Source organism: Haladaptatus rarus (assembly GCF_054177585.1).
Genome location: NZ_JBPEHG010000004.1, coordinates 176129 through 191181 on the forward strand (window position 1 = coordinate 176129; position 15053 = coordinate 191181).

18 protein-coding genes and 1 tRNA gene are annotated in these 15053 nt (G+C 61.9%); 9 read left to right on the forward strand and 10 right to left on the reverse strand.

Going from position 1 to position 15053, the window contains the following annotated elements; all coding sequences use genetic code 11:
• The first annotated feature begins 37 nt into the window (after positions 1–37).
• From ACR3FE_RS12045 to ACR3FE_RS12055, 3 genes are all read left to right on the forward strand, one after another.
• Entirely contained in the window at positions 38–1234 is a 1197-nt protein-coding gene (locus ACR3FE_RS12045) for an inorganic phosphate transporter (protein ID WP_458207377.1), read from the forward strand.
• A gap of 134 nt (positions 1235–1368) precedes the next feature.
• Positions 1369–1758 carry a ferredoxin Fer gene (gene fer, locus ACR3FE_RS12050; RefSeq protein ID WP_458207378.1) on the forward strand — a complete coding sequence of 130 codons (390 nt, stop codon included), beginning with the start codon at positions 1369–1371 and terminating at the stop codon, positions 1756–1758.
• 121 nt (positions 1759–1879) lie between these two features.
• Positions 1880–2509, forward strand: coding sequence for an NAD(P)-dependent oxidoreductase (locus ACR3FE_RS12055; RefSeq protein ID WP_458207379.1), 630 nt, complete (start codon positions 1880–1882; stop codon positions 2507–2509).
• Between the two features lie 6 nt (positions 2510–2515).
• Here ACR3FE_RS12055 and ACR3FE_RS12060 read toward each other — a convergent pair whose 3' ends face one another.
• The gene (locus ACR3FE_RS12060; RefSeq protein WP_458207555.1) at positions 2516–2653 is read right to left on the reverse strand and encodes a DUF3238 domain-containing protein; all 138 of its coding nucleotides are present in this window, start codon (positions 2651–2653) and stop codon (positions 2516–2518) included.
• Between the two features lie 152 nt (positions 2654–2805).
• On the opposite strand from ACR3FE_RS12060, the gene ACR3FE_RS12065 reads away from it, so the two are divergent.
• Positions 2806–3804: a prepilin peptidase gene (locus ACR3FE_RS12065; RefSeq protein ID WP_458207380.1), complete on the forward strand. Its 999-nt coding sequence runs from the start codon at positions 2806–2808 to the stop codon at positions 3802–3804.
• A 13-nt stretch (positions 3805–3817) separates the two neighbouring features.
• On the opposite strand, the gene ACR3FE_RS12070 is transcribed toward ACR3FE_RS12065, so the two are convergent.
• From ACR3FE_RS12070 to ACR3FE_RS12085, 4 genes are all read right to left on the reverse strand, one after another.
• Positions 3818–4966: an inorganic phosphate transporter gene (locus tag ACR3FE_RS12070; protein WP_458207556.1), complete on the reverse strand. Its 1149-nt coding sequence runs from the start codon at positions 4964–4966 to the stop codon at positions 3818–3820.
• A 50-nt stretch (positions 4967–5016) separates the two neighbouring features.
• Positions 5017–5874, reverse strand: a complete 858-nt coding sequence (locus ACR3FE_RS12075; protein ID WP_458207381.1) for a universal stress protein — start codon at positions 5872–5874, stop codon at positions 5017–5019.
• A gap of 243 nt (positions 5875–6117) precedes the next feature.
• The gene (locus ACR3FE_RS12080) at positions 6118–6708 is read right to left on the reverse strand and encodes a DUF7090 family protein (protein ID WP_458207382.1); all 591 of its coding nucleotides are present in this window, start codon (positions 6706–6708) and stop codon (positions 6118–6120) included.
• Positions 6709–6756: 48 nt separating this feature from the next.
• Positions 6757–7197 (reverse strand): DUF2391 family protein, encoded by a 441-nt coding sequence (locus tag ACR3FE_RS12085; protein WP_458207383.1) that lies wholly within the window; start codon positions 7195–7197, stop codon positions 6757–6759.
• A gap of 90 nt (positions 7198–7287) precedes the next feature.
• Here ACR3FE_RS12085 and ACR3FE_RS12090 point away from each other — a divergent pair, with 90 nt between their 5' ends.
• Together ACR3FE_RS12090 and mdh are read left to right on the forward strand one after the other, a co-directional pair.
• Positions 7288–7968 (forward strand): class I SAM-dependent methyltransferase, encoded by a 681-nt coding sequence (locus ACR3FE_RS12090; protein ID WP_458207384.1) that lies wholly within the window; start codon positions 7288–7290, stop codon positions 7966–7968.
• 173 nt (positions 7969–8141) lie between these two features.
• Positions 8142–9056: a malate dehydrogenase gene (gene mdh / locus ACR3FE_RS12095; protein ID WP_458207385.1), complete on the forward strand. Its 915-nt coding sequence runs from the start codon at positions 8142–8144 to the stop codon at positions 9054–9056.
• A gap of 546 nt (positions 9057–9602) precedes the next feature.
• On the opposite strand, the gene ACR3FE_RS12100 is transcribed toward mdh, so the two are convergent.
• Both ACR3FE_RS12100 and ACR3FE_RS12105 read right to left on the reverse strand, forming a co-directional pair.
• Positions 9603–10262, reverse strand: a complete 660-nt coding sequence (locus ACR3FE_RS12100) for a metallophosphoesterase family protein (RefSeq protein ID WP_458207386.1) — start codon at positions 10260–10262, stop codon at positions 9603–9605.
• A 25-nt stretch (positions 10263–10287) separates the two neighbouring features.
• Positions 10288–10887 (reverse strand): IMP cyclohydrolase, encoded by a 600-nt coding sequence (locus tag ACR3FE_RS12105; protein ID WP_458207387.1) that lies wholly within the window; start codon positions 10885–10887, stop codon positions 10288–10290.
• A gap of 133 nt (positions 10888–11020) precedes the next feature.
• Between ACR3FE_RS12105 and ACR3FE_RS12110 the strand changes: the two genes are divergently transcribed.
• Both ACR3FE_RS12110 and ACR3FE_RS12115 read left to right on the forward strand, forming a co-directional pair.
• Positions 11021–11093: transfer RNA gene (locus tag ACR3FE_RS12110), tRNA-Gln, on the forward strand.
• Between the two features lie 98 nt (positions 11094–11191).
• The gene (locus ACR3FE_RS12115; RefSeq protein ID WP_458207388.1) at positions 11192–11425 is read left to right on the forward strand and encodes a hypothetical protein; all 234 of its coding nucleotides are present in this window, start codon (positions 11192–11194) and stop codon (positions 11423–11425) included.
• A 53-nt stretch (positions 11426–11478) separates the two neighbouring features.
• Here the strand turns inward: ACR3FE_RS12115 and ACR3FE_RS12120 are convergent, their stop codons facing one another.
• The 3 genes from ACR3FE_RS12120 to ACR3FE_RS12130 form a co-directional block, all read right to left on the reverse strand.
• Positions 11479–11859: a DUF5789 family protein gene (locus ACR3FE_RS12120; protein WP_458207389.1), complete on the reverse strand. Its 381-nt coding sequence runs from the start codon at positions 11857–11859 to the stop codon at positions 11479–11481.
• A gap of 61 nt (positions 11860–11920) precedes the next feature.
• Positions 11921–12427 (reverse strand): KEOPS complex subunit Cgi121, encoded by a 507-nt coding sequence (cgi121, locus tag ACR3FE_RS12125; protein ID WP_458207390.1) that lies wholly within the window; start codon positions 12425–12427, stop codon positions 11921–11923.
• Positions 12424–14691: an ATP-dependent DNA helicase gene (locus ACR3FE_RS12130; protein WP_458207391.1), complete on the reverse strand. Its 2268-nt coding sequence runs from the start codon at positions 14689–14691 to the stop codon at positions 12424–12426. Before ACR3FE_RS12130 ends, cgi121 begins: the two co-directional genes overlap by 4 nt.
• Before the next feature lie 119 nt (positions 14692–14810).
• On the opposite strand from ACR3FE_RS12130, the gene ACR3FE_RS12135 reads away from it, so the two are divergent.
• Positions 14811–15053: a ferredoxin gene (locus ACR3FE_RS12135; protein ID WP_458207392.1), complete on the forward strand. Its 243-nt coding sequence runs from the start codon at positions 14811–14813 to the stop codon at positions 15051–15053.

Consider the following 15053-nt stretch of genomic DNA (forward strand, 5'->3'; position numbering starts at 1 on the left):
TCGTTACCGTTTAAGATGATGAGCCAAATGTACCAGTATGGTCGATGTCTTGCTGGTAATCGGTCTTGGAGTCGCGGTGTTCGTCGGATTCAACATCGGCGGCTCCTCGACCGGTGTCGCGTTCGGTCCTGCAGTCGGTAGTGGAACCGTATCGAAACTGGGCGCAGCAGGCTTGATGACCGCGTTCGCTCTCCTCGGCGGGTGGACCGTCGGACGAAACGTCATCAAGACGATGGGCGGTGAGATCGTTCCCAGCGATCAGTTCACCCTCGCCGCCAGCGTCGGCGTCCTCTTTTTCGTCGGCCTGTCCTTGCTCATCTCGAACCTCTTTGGCGTGCCCGCCTCGACCTCGATGACGGCGGTCGGTGCCATCGCCGGATTAGGCGTCGCAACCGACAAGCTGCAGACGGACGTGATGTTCGAGATCATCTCGTGGTGGCTCATCGCACCGGTTCTCGCCTTCTGGGTCTGTGCCGTCATCGGGCGCTACCTCTACCCTTACCTCGACGTGTGGTTCAAGCTCGAACAATCGGAAGGGTCACTAGTGGAGTTCGACCGCATCGGATCGGTGCCGTATCCGACCATCTCCTCGAACGCCACGCCGAAAGAGTTCTTCGTGACCATCCTCGTGGTCGGTATCGCCTGTTACATGGCGTTCTCGGCGGGTGCGTCGAACGTGGCGAACGCGGTCGCACCACTCGTCGGAAGCGGCGCAGTCGGTGAAAGTCAGGGCGTCCTGCTCGCTGGCGTGGCGATCGCACTGGGTGCGTTCACCATCGCCCGGCGAACGCTCGACACGGTCGGGAACGACCTGACCGACCTGCCACTGCTCGCGGCGCTCATCGTCGAAGTCGTCAGCGCGAGTCTCATCACCTTCCTCTCGTCGATCGGGATTCCCGCGAGTCTCGCTGTGAGTGCGACGATGTGTATCGTCGGACTCGGATGGGGCCGAGCAACGCGAACCGTTCGTATCTCCGACGCCGCCGCCGCAGCGGTTCGTGGGCGTGACGAAGATCAGGAAGAAGAACGCCCCGGAATGTCGGTCAGCGTCCTCACCGCCGAACAGGACGAGGTGGCGAAGATCGGGGAGGAAGACCCGAACACGCTCCAGGCGAGCGACCTGTTCAACCCCTCCACGACTGCGCGGGTCGTCGGCCTCTGGATTCTCACCCCGTCGATCTCCGCTATCGCATCGTATCTGCTGTTCTCGTTCGTCCCGCTGGCGCCCGCGTGAATGGTCGCCAGTAATCGCTCGACAGTCGTCGCTGGCAATCGCCCGGCGATCGTCGCCAGCAATCGTTCCCGGTTTATCACTTGGGGCGGGCGAAACAACAACTACTAACCATCCCCCGGACGAAGCCTCGTGTGATGCCTACCGTAGAATACCTCAATTACGAAGCACTGGACGACCAGGGCTGGGACATCAACGACGACGACCTGTTCGACAAGGCTTCCGACGCTGGCCTGGACGGCGAGGACTTCGGCTCGCTCGACGTCAACGAAGGCGAGTACATCCTCGAAGCCGCCGAGGCACAGGGCTACGACTGGCCCTTCTCGTGCCGCGCAGGTGCCTGTGCGAACTGTGCTGCCATCCTCAAAGAAGGCGAGATCGACATGGACATGCAGCAGATCCTCAGCGACGAGGAAGTCGAAGACAAGAACGTCCGCCTGACCTGCATCGGTAGCGCGGCGACCGACGAGGTCAGGATCGTCTACAACGCAAAGCACCTCGACTACCTGCAGAACCGCGTCATCTAAACCCCGAAAGATTTTCTGGGGCTTTCGTTTTGTCGGCCAGCTGTTATTTCAAGTGGCGCTACCGGCTGCTCTGTTCTGCGTCGAAGGTACACATATGTGAACTGATTCCGTAGTAGCGGCCATGCAGATCACCGTGTTCGGGGCGACCGGAAGAACAGGCATCCCTCTCGTCCGGCAGGCGCTCGTCGCTGGTCACGAAGTCGTCGCCTTCGTTCGGTCGCCGACGAAACTTACCGTCGAACACGACCGGCTGACCGTCGTCGAAGGGGACGCCTACACGGGAGCAGGTGTGCGAGAGGCGATAGCCGGAACGGACGCGGTCGTCAGCGTCCTCGGACAGACTGATTCCGGGCCGGACGACCTGCTGACGGTCGCCGGGGACGATATCATCGAAGCCATGCAGGCGGAAGGCGTCTCTCGGTTGGTCACGCTCGTCGGCGCAGGCGTCCGCACGGAGAACGACTCGGTATCGCTGAGTAGCCGGGTGATCGGGACGGCACTGAAACTACTGGCGGGTGACGTACTCGAAGACGCGAAGATGCACGTCGACCACGTCCGGGCGTCGAATCTCGATTGGACGGTCGTTCGGGCACCGCGGCTGACCAAGGGCGAGCGAACCGGCGACTACCGGACAGGTGATGTCGAACCGGGATTCGAGGGCGTTCCACGCGCCGACGTTGCGGATTTCATCCTCGACTGTGTCGAGAACGAGCAGTACGTGGAGCAACTGCCGAAGATCGGATCAGGGTGAGGTAGTCTACAGACTTGCTTCGAACTCGTACTTCTTCGGCCCCGCCAGCGCAGCAGCCGTATCGCCCGTCTCGCGGAAGTCGTGGCGATACAGCGTCCGAAACTCGCCGAAATCGGTCTGGACGTAGAACCCGAAACGGCAAATCCGTCGTGTTGGCCCGAACCTTCACGAAGTCGGCATTCTGTCCGTTCATGAACGCGGGATCATCTGTCGGACGAGTATAATCGGTGGAGCAGTATCATTTCGTTTCTGAAAGACCGCAACACCTAACATCTCTGACCGACGCCTCCCGTTTGGTGCATACTTCGATTCCCGACCTCCTGCGACTTCTCGCCATCCCCGTCTTCGGATGGGCTGCGTGGCGCGATATCCAGACGCGCCGCGTCCCCAACGAGACGTGGTACCCGCTGGCCCTCCTCGCAGTCGTCCTACTGGCGTGGGACGGCCTCGCGGCGATGCAAACCGGAGGGCTCGAACAACGATGGTTCCTCTTCCGTGTCGCGGTGAGCCTGGGATTCGTCGCGCCGCTGGTGCTCGCATTCTGGTGGTTCAGAGCGTTCGGTGGTGCGGACGCGAAAGCGTTTCTCGTCGTCGCGGTGCTGTTCCCCACCTATCCCGTCTACCATCTCGGAGACTGGCTATTTCCCGTGCAGGGTACCGTTCTCGGCGTGTTCTCGCTCACTATCCTGACGAATACGGTACTGCTCGGGGCGCTCTATCCCGCCGCATTGTTCGCCCGGAACCTGCTCGCTGGCCGACGTTCGTCGGTGATGTTCGTCGGCCACATCGTCCGGTGGGACAAGATTCCGACGGCCCACGGCCGACTGCTCGAAACACCCGATGGAACCAGCCGCAACGGCGTCGATCTGGATGCTGTGCGGATGTATCTTCGGTGGCGGGGTATCACGCTAGCCGACCTGCGCGAGCGAGCGCACGACCTGCGCGACCCCGTGACTCTGCCAGAGAACCCGAATCCGCCGACCGATGGGGCAGTATCTCACGAAGCGATGACTGACGGGGGGAAAGTCGTCGGAAGGGATGCGACAGCGGAGTCGTCGGGCTACGAAGACCCGTGGGGTGCAGCCCGATTCTTGGAAGAGATCGACCACGATGCCTATGGAACGACGCCGAGCAAATTACGGGACGGATTGGACGTGCTGGTCACCGAAGACGAGATGTGGGTATCGCCCGGCATCCCCTTCATCGTCCCGATGTTCGTCGGGCTTGTCGTCGCGTTCGGCTACGGTGACGTGCTCTCCGGGGTGCTCGGGATGCTTGGGTTCGCAGCGATCTGATTGGTGACTCTACTCACCTGATGCCGGTCACCATCGTCAACAGGGAATACATCCCGTAGCCGATGGTGCCAGCGCCGACGAGCGAAACGAGCCACGCACTGAGCGTGAACCCGATCTTTCGCCCGGAGACACCCCCAGACCCGACGACGAGACCGCTGCCGATGACGCTGGAGATGATGATGTTGTTGAACGAGATAGGGATACCCAGCGCGATGGCCGCCTGTGCGATGAGGAATCCGGGGACGAGCGCGGCGATTGACCGCCGCATCCCGAGTTTCGAGTACTCGCGCGAAACCGCTTGCAGGAGGCGTGGTGACCCCATCCACGCGCCGAGCAGGATACCGGTGCCACCCAGGAGGAGCAGGGTCACGTCGGGCACGTCGAAGGTGCCGAAGAGGGGTTCGAGCGGGCCGGTTGCGAGACCGACCTGACTCCCACCGCTGGAGAACGCGACGACGGCACCGAGTCCGACGAGGAACTGTTTGATACCCGCCTCCATCGACCGTTCCATCGAGCGCCGAAGCGCGGCGAAGACCACCGCTCCGGCGACTAGACTCACCACCAGCATCACTACGTCGTACCCACTGAACAGCGTCGGTGTCCCGCCGACCTGCTGTGAGACGTATCGTGCGACTGTTTGCTGGCCGGTCGGGCCGGGAACGATGGCGAGGTCGACGTTCGCCAGGACGAATCCCACGAATCCACCGAGAAGGGGGACGCCGACCGTCTCAGGTATCGAGTCGCTGCGTAGGAGCGAAGCGGTCGTATAGGCGATGGTCGCCGAGACGAACGGAACCGCAACCCAGAACGTGACGATACGGCGGTAGGTGTCCACTGCGGGGTCGCCACCGAGCGCCAAGCCGACCCCGACCATCGCCCCGGTCGTGGCGAACGCCGCCGGGATGGGATAGCCTGTCGAGACACCGATAGCGATGAACATCGCCGACGTGAACAGCCCTGCGGCGGCACCCAGTGGAGTGATCGAGACGCCGTCTATCAGTCCCGTCCCGACGGTCTCGGAGATGCTTCCACCCTGGGCGATGGCACCGAGGGCGGCGAACACGCCGATGAAGAACGCCGCGCGCATCGTCGGAATCGCGTTCGCGCCGACCGCAGGTGCGAACGGTGGTGAGTTGCTCGACGCACCGAGCGCCCACGCCATGAAGAGGCTCGCTAACACGGCGACGAAAACGACGACAATAGTTCCTGTGGTCACAGTGTTTCCCGGAGTAGCCGATTCAATCGGGGACGGATGCCGACTGCTCGACGAGTGATGATGACTGTCGTGTCTGCCTGTCTGCCCACTGCCTGTGGCACGGTACCGACGAGTTGTCGTCGGAGCATTCCACGACGAGTCGAGCCGAGAACGGTCACGTCGTGTTCCGACGCCTCCTCGACGATGGTGTCGGTTATGCTCCCGGTTCGAACCTCTGTCTCGACTGGCATAGGTTTCACTCGTTCCGCTAGAGACGTAAATATATGCTCGGCTTCGTGATGCGGCCCTTCGACGACACGGAACAGGTGGATGCGGGCGTCGTTCGCTACCGCGATGGCACGCGCGACGTCTGCCGCGAGTTCTGCGTGTGGCCCTTCTGCAACCGGGACGAGGATCGAATCCACGCCGTTTGCGGGGGCGAGCTTCTCCACGAGCAGGTCACACGGCGCACGAGCGACGAGACGATCGACGTTGCTCCCGAGGACGATCTCCCTCGGTCGCTCGCGGTCGTGCCACCCGACGATCAGCGTATCGCAGTCGAACTCGACCACGGCGTCCGTGAGCGCCCGGGCGATGTCGTGAGAGGCGAGCAACTGCCCGCGGACGGGAACGGTTCCGCGAGCGGTTTCGACCACTCGGTCGAGGATCTCCTGCTGTTCGCCGCCGAATTCGCGGATGATGACCTCGTCGGTGAACAGTGAGAACGGCGACTCGCGTTCTGTGATGACGACGCTGAACACGAGGACTTCGCCGTCTCGTTCTCGCGCGAGGTCTACAGCAGTGCGAGTCAACTGCGGTGCGTTATCTGGATTCGCTACTGCGACCGCGACGCGATAGTCGCTCGATTCGCCCATTTTACGAAAGATACGAGTGCTGCTGGCAAAAGCATTGGCTCACATAGGGTTTCATCGAGAGACGAGTCGGTAGATAGCACAACCGAGTAAGATATCGTTGAGAAGGGCACCGTTTCAGGTGGAGAGAAAGGAGAAGAGACTCCGGCGAGCCAGAACCGAGAACCATCGTAGACGCACTGCTCCAGCGCTAGCGCGGACACAACGCCGACGGGTGCGAGTTAACTCCGATCCGATGGGTGCGAGTTACTCCGATTTCGAGAAATCGCTATCGACGTTACCGTCCCTGTCCAGATCGACGACGGCGTCGAAGAGGCCGAGGAACCGCTCGATCTGCTCCTCGTCGTGGACGCCCTTCGAGAGGTGGAACAGACCGACAGCGTCGTGTTTTTCGAGCAGGTCGAGCACCTGCAGAATCGCCTCGTAGACGCGCTGTTCGTCGGCGTAGTAGGCCATCTCGGTGATAGAGTCGAAGCTGATGCGTCGTTTGCCGTCGGTTTGCGAGAGGAATCGCTCGGTCACCGTGAGGATGCCTTCGAGGTCGTCGGGCGCGGAAACGTAGTGGACGTCGTCGGTGCTCCGGCGGGAGTAGCCGCGCTCGATGGAAAGCGTATCGAGGATGTCAGCTTTGGACTCGTCTACGTCGTAGTGGTCGAGTTTCTGTTTCACCTCGCGGGCCGTCGTCCGCGTCGAGATGACGAGAAATCGGTCGGTGTCGGTCTTCAGAAAGTCGGTGTCGATTCGGTCTGTCTCTCCCGTGCTCGGATGCAAGAGAAGGATACCAGTGCCACCGGGGACGGATTCCGGCGTGTTCTCGATGGCGAGTCGATAATCCATATCGTCCGGTAACCAGTGGCATCGACTTAAAATATACGGGAATCCGGGTCAGAAGACGCTGTCCGCAGTGGCCGCACCGACGACGCTGAAGATGGCACCGACGCTGATTGCCTTGAGCGTCGTCATCATCACCGCCCTGGAGGTCTCACCGTCGAGGATTCCGTCACCGAGGAACGTCTCGGGTGCCGCGAAGACGACGGCGAGGACGGCAACCGACCCGAACGAGACGCCCATCAGCGAGATGAACCGTGCGGGGACGCCCGCAACCTCGGCTTCCCGGTCGGGGTCGCGTTCGTGGTCGGCCTTGTAGAGTGCGCCGTAGCCGATAGCGAAGACGATGCAGACGGTGACCAGTGCGTGGACTGTAGACATGTTCGTCGCCAGTCGCCAGACCTCTTCGGTGACGACGAACGGCCCGGCGAGGAGGAACCCGCCGACGACCTGCTGGGCGCTGTCGGCGAGGGCGAATCGCTTTTTCGAACCGACCATACCCGCGACGAGGCACCGAGGGAATGTAAAGCACTCGTGCCGTCCACGCCTTTCGAGAGCGTTTTGTCTCGGGCGTTCGTCCGGTCACGCATGAGCGTACGCGAGGAGTTCGACGACTGGGCGGCAGACGGCAGAGACAAAGGCATGGAAGAGCGCCACTGGCACACGGCGAAGTACGTCCTCGGCCGGATGCCGGTCGAGGCGGGCGACACCGTTCTCGATCTGGGTGCAGGAAGCGGATACGCCGGGCGAGCACTCCGCGATGCGGACGATGCGGGACGGGTGTACGGACTGGATGGGTCACCCGAGATGGCGCAGAATGCACGAGGATACACCGACGACTCGAACGTCTCGTTCCTCGTCGGCGATTTCGACCATCTTCCGTTCGAAGATGATAGCATCGACCACGCCTTCACGATGGAGGCGTTCTACTACGCGAACGACCCACACGAGACGCTCCGGGAACTTCGGCGCGTACTCCGCCCCGGCGGCACCTTCTTCTGTGCGGTGAACTACTACGAGGAGAACGTCTACTCCCACGAGTGGCAGGAGAACATCTCGGTGGAGATGACCCGGTGGAGTGGGCCGGAGTACCGCGCCGCGTTTCGTGACGCCGGATTCTACGTCGCCGAGCAGGACAACGTCCCCGACCGCGACACGGAGATCCCCGACGAATCGGCGTTCCCGACCGACGACTGGGACAGCCGTGAGGCCATGGTCGAACGCTACCGCGAGTTGGGAACCCTGTTGACGGTCGGCGTCGCACCCTGAAGCGTTTCGATTCTCCGCGTCTGCGACCGCAATGAGGTCGTCATCGCTCTCTCGTGAACCCCTTCATTTCAGGTGGAACTAGATAGTTATCGATTGTGACAGTCACCGACTGTGGAGAGACGAAACGCGGTTCCGGAGGATTTAACCAAATCGCAGGGGGATTTTCGAGTGATATGGCGAAAGTTAGCGTAGTCGGCGCGGCAGGTACCGTCGGGGCCGCCGCAGGCTACAACATCGCGCTGCGTGGCATCGCAGACGAACTCGTTTTCGTGGACATCCCGGACAAAGAAGACGACACCATCGGGCAGGCCGCGGACGTGAACCACGGGGCCGCCTACGACTCGAACACGGTCGTCCGACAGGGCACCTACGAGGACACCGCCGGATCCGACGTGGTCGTCATCACCGCCGGAATCCCGCGTCAGCCGGGGCAGACCCGCATCGACCTCGCGGGCGACAACGCGCCCATCATGGAGGACATCGGCTCGTCTATCGCGGAGCACAACGACGACTTCGTCACCATCACCACGTCGAACCCGGTCGACCTGCTCAACCGGCACCTCTACGAGACGGGTGACCGCGCACGGGAGAAAGTTATCGGCTTCGGCGGCCGACTCGACAGCGCCCGGTTCCGCTACGTCCTCAGCCAGCGGTTCGACGCGCCCGTCCAGAACGTCGAGGCGACCATCCTCGGCGAGCACGGTGACGCGCAGGTGCCGGTCTTCTCGAAGGTGCGCGTGAACGGCACCGACCCCGAGTTCTCGGACGACGAGAAAGAGGAGATCCTCGGCGAGCTCAAGACCAGCGCGATGAACGTCATCGAGAAGAAGGGCGCGACCGAGTGGGGTCCGGCGACGGGCGTCGGCCACATGGTCGAAGCCGTCCTGCGCGACACGGGCGAAGTCGTCCCCGGCTCCGTCAAACTCGACGGTGAGTACGGCCACGACGACGTGGCGCTCGGCGTTCCGGTCAAACTCGGGAAGAACGGCGTCGAGGAGATCGTCGAGTGGGACTTGACCGAGTTCGAACGCGAACAGCTCGGCGAGGCCGCCGACAAACTCACAGAGCAGTACGGCAAGATCGAATAACGAGCGGAGTAACCCGCGACTGGGGCAAGTAGCGTCGGAATCGTTTGTTTTCTTCGAATCAGTCGGGGTGTAGCGGTGCGTATCTCTGTGGTCGTGTTCTCGAACGTTCTCGGAAGTGCTCTTGCTGTGACGACCGAATCACCGCAGTGATGGTGTCTTTGAAAGCCCTCGGTCGCTCGACCTGCCGGGCTAGCCTCGCTACGCTCGGGCCCTTTCAGTCCACCGTCGGAGACAAGCTTCGACGAGCAGTCGTTCACATTCGTTCACGACGACCTCGCGCGCGCACGGCCACCCAACCGCAGAGCGTCCACACCAATTCGACACGAACGCGCCCCGGCCCGTCCAAACCTCTTCCTGGTGACTGAAAGGGCGAGCATAGCCTGCGAGGGCTTTCCGAGACATTGCTACATCGGTCGTTACTTCGAGAGCGGTCTAGGTACAGAGAAACACATCGAAAGCGCCAGAGAACCGCCGACGATCGTATTGTACTGAAATCTACTGATTTGTACTAAAATGTACTGCCAGAACGAACCAGCAACCCGCCTTCTACCGACCATCTTTCAGCCGGGTTCCGATCTTCTCGGGTAATCCCGCCTTCCGCACAGCCTCCTGCACGATGTCGATGTCGTACTCCACGCGGTGCTCTTCGACACTCGAATCGTCGAAATCGAGGATGGCATACGCGGCGCGCGGGTCGCTGTCGCGGGGCTGTCCGACGCTCCCTGGATTCATGACGATTCCTTCGTCGTACACCTCGTGATGTTGGACGTGGGTGTGACCCATGACGAGTGCGTCCGCGTCGCCGAGCAACCCCGGTTCGAACTCCTTCGGATAGGTGTAGTGGTCGGGGTCGTCCGGGTGACCGTGGACGATCCGCACCCGCCCGTCGCAGGCGGTGGTGCTGTCGGGGCGGTTCGCCAGCCACTCACGCTGGAGGTCGTTCAGTTGGTCGCGCGCGTACTCGACGCCCGCGCTGGCCATGTTGTTGAACCGGAATGCAGTTCCCGTGACGACCGCACGGTCGTGGTTTCCCATCACGCTCGCATCCACGCGGTCGCGGAGGATATCGATGCACTCGGCAGGCCATGGGTTGTAGCCGACCACGTCGCCTGCACAAAGGAGGGCATCGACCGGTGGCATATCGTCGAGCACGGTGTCGAGTGCGACACGATTCGCGTGGACGTCGGAGATGACGCCGACTTTCATGAAGGGTGATACGACTGCCGCTGACTTAATTCCCGTTCTCGACGGCGAATTCGAACTCGCCATCTCCGTCCGCATCGGCAGCGACACCGACCGCACAGACAGGGTGCTCGAAGTCGAGGTCGTAGGCCGCACTCGCCGCCTCGTCCGCACTTACTGTCCCATTCCCGCTCGTCACCCTGAACGCGAACGATTCGGGGGCATCCTTCTCGTAAGTCGCCACGAGCGTCGGTTCCGTGACCTGCTCGACCAGCAGGGCGTCCCGGCGGACGATGCCGATGTACGATTCCTCGCCAATCGTGCCCGCGATTCGAGGCGTGTCGTAGTCGTCTTTCTCGTAGTCCAGCGCGAGCAAGCTCTCGGCGAGGGCATCCCGTGCGGGGTAGCCGAGTTCGAGCTTCTCGGCGATGGGGTCGACCTGCGAGCCGTTGCCGATGACGGCGGTGTCGCCAGCGATCCGGGCGCAGTTGTAGGCGATGTAGGGGTTGTCCGTCTCCGGCGCGTTCTCGGTCGGGGTGATGGTCACCGTGTCGTCGCGAGCGACTGCCTTGCGATTCGGGAACGAGCGTGAGGAGACGCGATACGCGCCCACCTCCGGACCGATAACGATGAAGCGTCCGACGTACATACACGACCGTGTGCAATAAGAGCGGAAATAGGTGCTGGTTTGTGCATGGTTACGGGGTGTGTCACAGTAACATACGGACGCCGAACGCGCAACGCTTACAAGCAAGCGGCCGGTACGGTATTCTGCAGTAAGCAGTCCCATGGGGTAGTGGCCAATCCTGTTGCCTTCTGGGGGCAACGACCGCGGTTCGAATCCGTGTGGGACTATTCCTCTCCGTTTGAATTTACAGACCACAGATCGAACAGTCTAAATAACTGACTAGTCGCCCCGATTTTTTATCCTGGAAGCCCTGGTTTGAAGTGCGATGTCGAAACTCCATGTCGTCGGAAACGAGAACGGTACGCTCGCAACCTGCCATGGGTTCAGTGAAACAGAGAACGGCGTCGTCATCAAAGATCAGTCCGGGGAGAAAGCGGGATTTTTCCCCTTCGGAAGCTTCGAACGCGTCGTTCGCGCCGAGACGCGAACGAACGGGAGTAATTCCAAGGCCAGACGCCGAATCCTGATGCGATTCGTCGTTCGATGTGTGTCGCCGTAGAAATCTAGTGATTCTTCATACCCCCCTGTTTCAACTGGAACTGTCCCCCACAGTTACTGCCAGTTCGTGTTCGATTCGTCGTCGCGTTCCGTCTCGTCCATCTCCCCTAACGCTCGCTCGTCGTTGTACTCCTCCATCCCACTCGCCTCACCTGTAACCTCATTATAAACCGCTTCGCGTGCTTCGTCCGCCGATTCGAATCGCTCGTCGACGAGGCGGTCGAAAACACTCCCCAGCGTCTCCGTCTCGTTCGGAAGGTCGAGTCGCTGGTCGCCGTACTCCGCCGCGAGTTCCTCGCTCGTCGTCGGATACTTGTGCTCGCCGAGCATCTGACCCGCCTCGCCGAGCATGTCTTCGACGGTCTCCGCACGTTCGTGCTGTCGCTCGCGGGCGCTCTCCTGCACGCTCTCGGGGTCGTGGTCGTCCTCGGGCATAGTCAGACGTATGGTCGGGCGTCGGAAATCCGTACTGGCTCTCTCATCTATACTGTCCATACTACTTCTCGACTTCGAGCAGAGCGACCCGCTCGCAGACCAGGTCGGTGAGCGTGGCCCCGGTCGCGGTCAGCTCTTGCTCCGAGATGTCGAAGAACTCGAACAGTCGCTCGCGGTCTGTCTGGCCGAGCGTCTCGGCGGGTTCGAGCAGCTGGGTGACTTCTTCTGCTGCTTTCTGCTCTTGCTTATCCATTCCACCTTGCTCAGCATCGATCACGACGACGACCGGCTGTTCGCCCTCCGAGACACCCATTTCGAGTGCCTGGTTTATCTGACGGCGGCCTGCGGCATACAGCAATATCTCCACAGCGCGGTCACGGGCGACGTTCTCCTCGCGGTCGAACGCGCGGTTCGCGTGTTCGACCGCCGATTCGAGATGTTTTCGGCCCGCGACGTAGCGCGCATCGAAGGCCTGTACCGCGCAGTTGAACTCCTCTCCGATCGCCCCCAATCGAGCGAGGAAGGCGTCGAGGTCGTTGATCTCGATTCGTCCTTCGACCAGCCTCACTCGAAATCACCGAGGCTCTGCTGACCTCCGTCGCTTCCCGCCGAATCGGCTGCTGCTGCGCTCGCTTTCGCGTCTGCGTCGGCCTTCACATCGTCGAGTGACGGGTCTTGCCGCCCGACGTTTTCGAGGATCGTCTCGGTGGTCTTGCGCCGCCCGCGAAGTGCACCCAGGACGACCGACTTGTCCGCCTCGCGGAGGTCGGCCCGCGATTCGATCCCGGCCTCGTACAGCCGACGAGCACGTTTCCGACCGACGTTACGAACACCCGCGAGGTCGAGGAGTTCTTCTTCGACGCCGTACTCGACTCGTTTTCGCGCTTCACGGACGGCGGTGGTCGTCTCCGACGGGATCCCTTCGGCTTCGTCCCGCTGGAGTTCGGCGGCGAGTCGCTCCGCCGCGTTCAGCAGCCACTCCGCCGTTTCGACCTTCCCACGGATATCTCCGGGACCGATGGCGTAGCGCTCCGTGATGCGGTCTTCGTCAAGTTCGCTCGCCCAATCTTCCAGCAGTCTGGCGGTCTTCAGCGCCGAGAGCCAGTCTTCGAATGCGTGGTCTTCGAACTCGGATGGCATCGACCCGAGGAACTCCTTCTCGCGCTCGTAGGCGATCTCCGTATAGCGTTCTCGGTCACCCGATCGCAGGTAGAGCTGGTACATGTCCGGTGTTCGAGAGACGAGATGGTACAGCGCCATCGCGGTCGGTTTCCCCGTTGCCGTCCGCAGTCCGTCGATGATCTCGGCGGCACTCATCGGATCGAGATAGAGTTGCGAGACGCGATGGCCGAGACCGGTCGCCCGCAATCGGTCGTCGCGCTCGAGGAAGCCGTTTCGTTCGAGATATTCGAGTACGCGCTGCGTGACCGTTTCGAGGCGACCGGTTTCGTCAGTTTGAGTCGCGTACAGTGTTCGTTCGAGGAAATCCAGCAGTTCGTCTTCCGAACCGGCAAAGCCGGAGGCGACGGTCGCGAGAATGTGTGTCCTGAGTGCCGGTTCGGCTGCGAGTTTCGAGTGGACGGGCTCCGGGTCAGCCCAGACGTACTGATCGAACAGCTCCTGCAACTCGTCGTGGCTTTTGGCGATGAGCACGGCCTCGCCGTAGGGATCGAGACCCGGCCTGCCCGCCCGTCCGAACATCTGGTGAACTTCGAGCACGTCGAGTGGTTGCATCCCGCCGACGTCGCCGTCGTAGCGCCGCCAGTCACGGACGATGACGCGCCGACTCGGCGTGTTCACACCCGCTGCGAGCGTCGGGGTCGCGCTGATGACTTTCACCAATCGGTCTCGGAACGTGTCCTCGACGATCTTTCTGTGCTCGCTCGCCAATCCGGCGTGGTGGAACGCTGCCCCCTTTTCGACGGCGTTTGCGAGGTCGTCACTCGTCTCGGTGTCGCTCACGTCCCGAATCTCGTCTGCGACCTCGGCGAGCTTTCGTCGTTCCTCGTCGGTGAGAGAAGATTTCGTCACGTCCGCGAGTCGCTTCGCCGAGGCCTCCGCGTTTCGCCGGGAGTTGACGAACACGAGCGATGACCCCTCGTCGCCGAGCGTGTCACGGACGAGTGCGGCAGTCTCCTTCTCGTTTCCACGCTGGAGTTCCCGCTGGGTGCCGTCGTCGAAGTGGAGAGCCTGGCCGTACAGAACGCCCTTCTGTAGGTCGATCGGTCGCCACGTCGAATCGACGAGTGTGGCATCCAGCCAGTCGGCCATCTCGTCCGCGTTTCCGACCGTCGCCGAGAGCGCGACGGTCTGGAGGTTCGGGTTGACACGCCGAAGTTTGGCGAGCGTGACTTCGAGCGTGGGACCACGATGTGCGTCGTTGACGAGATGAACTTCGTCCGCGACGACACAGGAGAGGTCGTCTACCCACTTCGCGCCGTTACGAACGAGCGAGTCTACCTTCTCGCTCGTGGCGACGATGATGTCTTTCGTCGCGAGCCAATCACCATCGCTGTCGTAGTTCCCTGTCGAAACACCGATAGAGACGCCGTACTGTTCGAACTCCTCGAACTCTGCCTTCTTCTCGCTGGCGAGAGCGCGGAGCGGGACGATGTAGAGCGCCTTCCCGCCGCGAGCGACGCTGGAGAGCATCGCCAGTTCGGCGATGAACGTCTTCCCGCTGGCGGTCGGGATGCTGGCAACGACGCTCTCGCCGTCGGTGATGCCCGCCTCGACTGCCTCAGCCTGCGGCGGATACAGTTCCTCGATACCTTGCGCTTCGAAGTGTTCGGGGACGCCGTCGGGTAATCCCGTCAAATCGGCGACTTTCACGCACGCTCACCCTGCGTGCGCGATGCGAATCCGGTCATTACCTCCGTTTGGCGCGTCCTCTGGTTTAAACTGTCGGGTGCTCCGTCAATCATTTCACCCCTCCCACCCGACCTTCGGATATGAAGATCGAATTCGACCGCGACACGTGCACCGGGATGTATCAGTGTACCGCCGAGTGGGATGCCTTCGTCGAGAATCGAGACGACGGGAAAGCCGACCTGCTAGAAAGCGAAGAAGAGGAAGAAGATATCTTCGTGCGCGAAGTGCCCGAGGGTGCGGAGTTCGACGCCGAGATGGCCGCCCGCGTCTGTCCTGTGGACGCCATCAAAGTGTACGACGACGACGGTGAACGGATCGTGTGA

What these genes read in the sequence shown, in the direction of transcription:
- ACR3FE_RS12075 (WP_458207381.1), bottom strand. Translation starts at nt 5,874, where the DNA reads ATGGGCGAATCGAGCGACTATCGCGTCGCGGTCGCAGTAGCGAATCCA.
- ACR3FE_RS12135 (WP_458207392.1), top strand. Translation starts at nt 14,811, where the DNA reads ATGAAGATCGAATTCGACCGCGACACGTGCACCGGGATGTATCAGTGT.
- ACR3FE_RS12120 (WP_458207389.1), bottom strand. Translation starts at nt 11,859, where the DNA reads ATGCCCGAGGACGACCACGACCCCGAGAGCGTGCAGGAGAGCGCCCGC.
- ACR3FE_RS12105 (WP_458207387.1), bottom strand. Translation starts at nt 10,887, where the DNA reads ATGTACGTCGGACGCTTCATCGTTATCGGTCCGGAGGTGGGCGCGTAT.
- mdh (WP_458207385.1), top strand. Translation starts at nt 8,142, where the DNA reads ATGGCGAAAGTTAGCGTAGTCGGCGCGGCAGGTACCGTCGGGGCCGCC.
- ACR3FE_RS12045 (WP_458207377.1), top strand. Translation starts at nt 38, where the DNA reads ATGGTCGATGTCTTGCTGGTAATCGGTCTTGGAGTCGCGGTGTTCGTC.
- ACR3FE_RS12080 (WP_458207382.1), bottom strand. Translation starts at nt 6,708, where the DNA reads ATGGATTATCGACTCGCCATCGAGAACACGCCGGAATCCGTCCCCGGT.
- ACR3FE_RS12085 (WP_458207383.1), bottom strand. Translation starts at nt 7,197, where the DNA reads ATGGTCGGTTCGAAAAAGCGATTCGCCCTCGCCGACAGCGCCCAGCAG.
- ACR3FE_RS12055 (WP_458207379.1), top strand. Translation starts at nt 1,880, where the DNA reads ATGCAGATCACCGTGTTCGGGGCGACCGGAAGAACAGGCATCCCTCTC.
- ACR3FE_RS12090 (WP_458207384.1), top strand. Translation starts at nt 7,288, where the DNA reads ATGAGCGTACGCGAGGAGTTCGACGACTGGGCGGCAGACGGCAGAGAC.
- ACR3FE_RS12115 (WP_458207388.1), top strand. Translation starts at nt 11,192, where the DNA reads ATGTCGAAACTCCATGTCGTCGGAAACGAGAACGGTACGCTCGCAACC.
- ACR3FE_RS12070 (WP_458207556.1), bottom strand. Translation starts at nt 4,966, where the DNA reads ATGGCGTGGGCGCTCGGTGCGTCGAGCAACTCACCACCGTTCGCACCT.
- fer (WP_458207378.1), top strand. Translation starts at nt 1,369, where the DNA reads ATGCCTACCGTAGAATACCTCAATTACGAAGCACTGGACGACCAGGGC.
- ACR3FE_RS12100 (WP_458207386.1), bottom strand. Translation starts at nt 10,262, where the DNA reads ATGAAAGTCGGCGTCATCTCCGACGTCCACGCGAATCGTGTCGCACTC.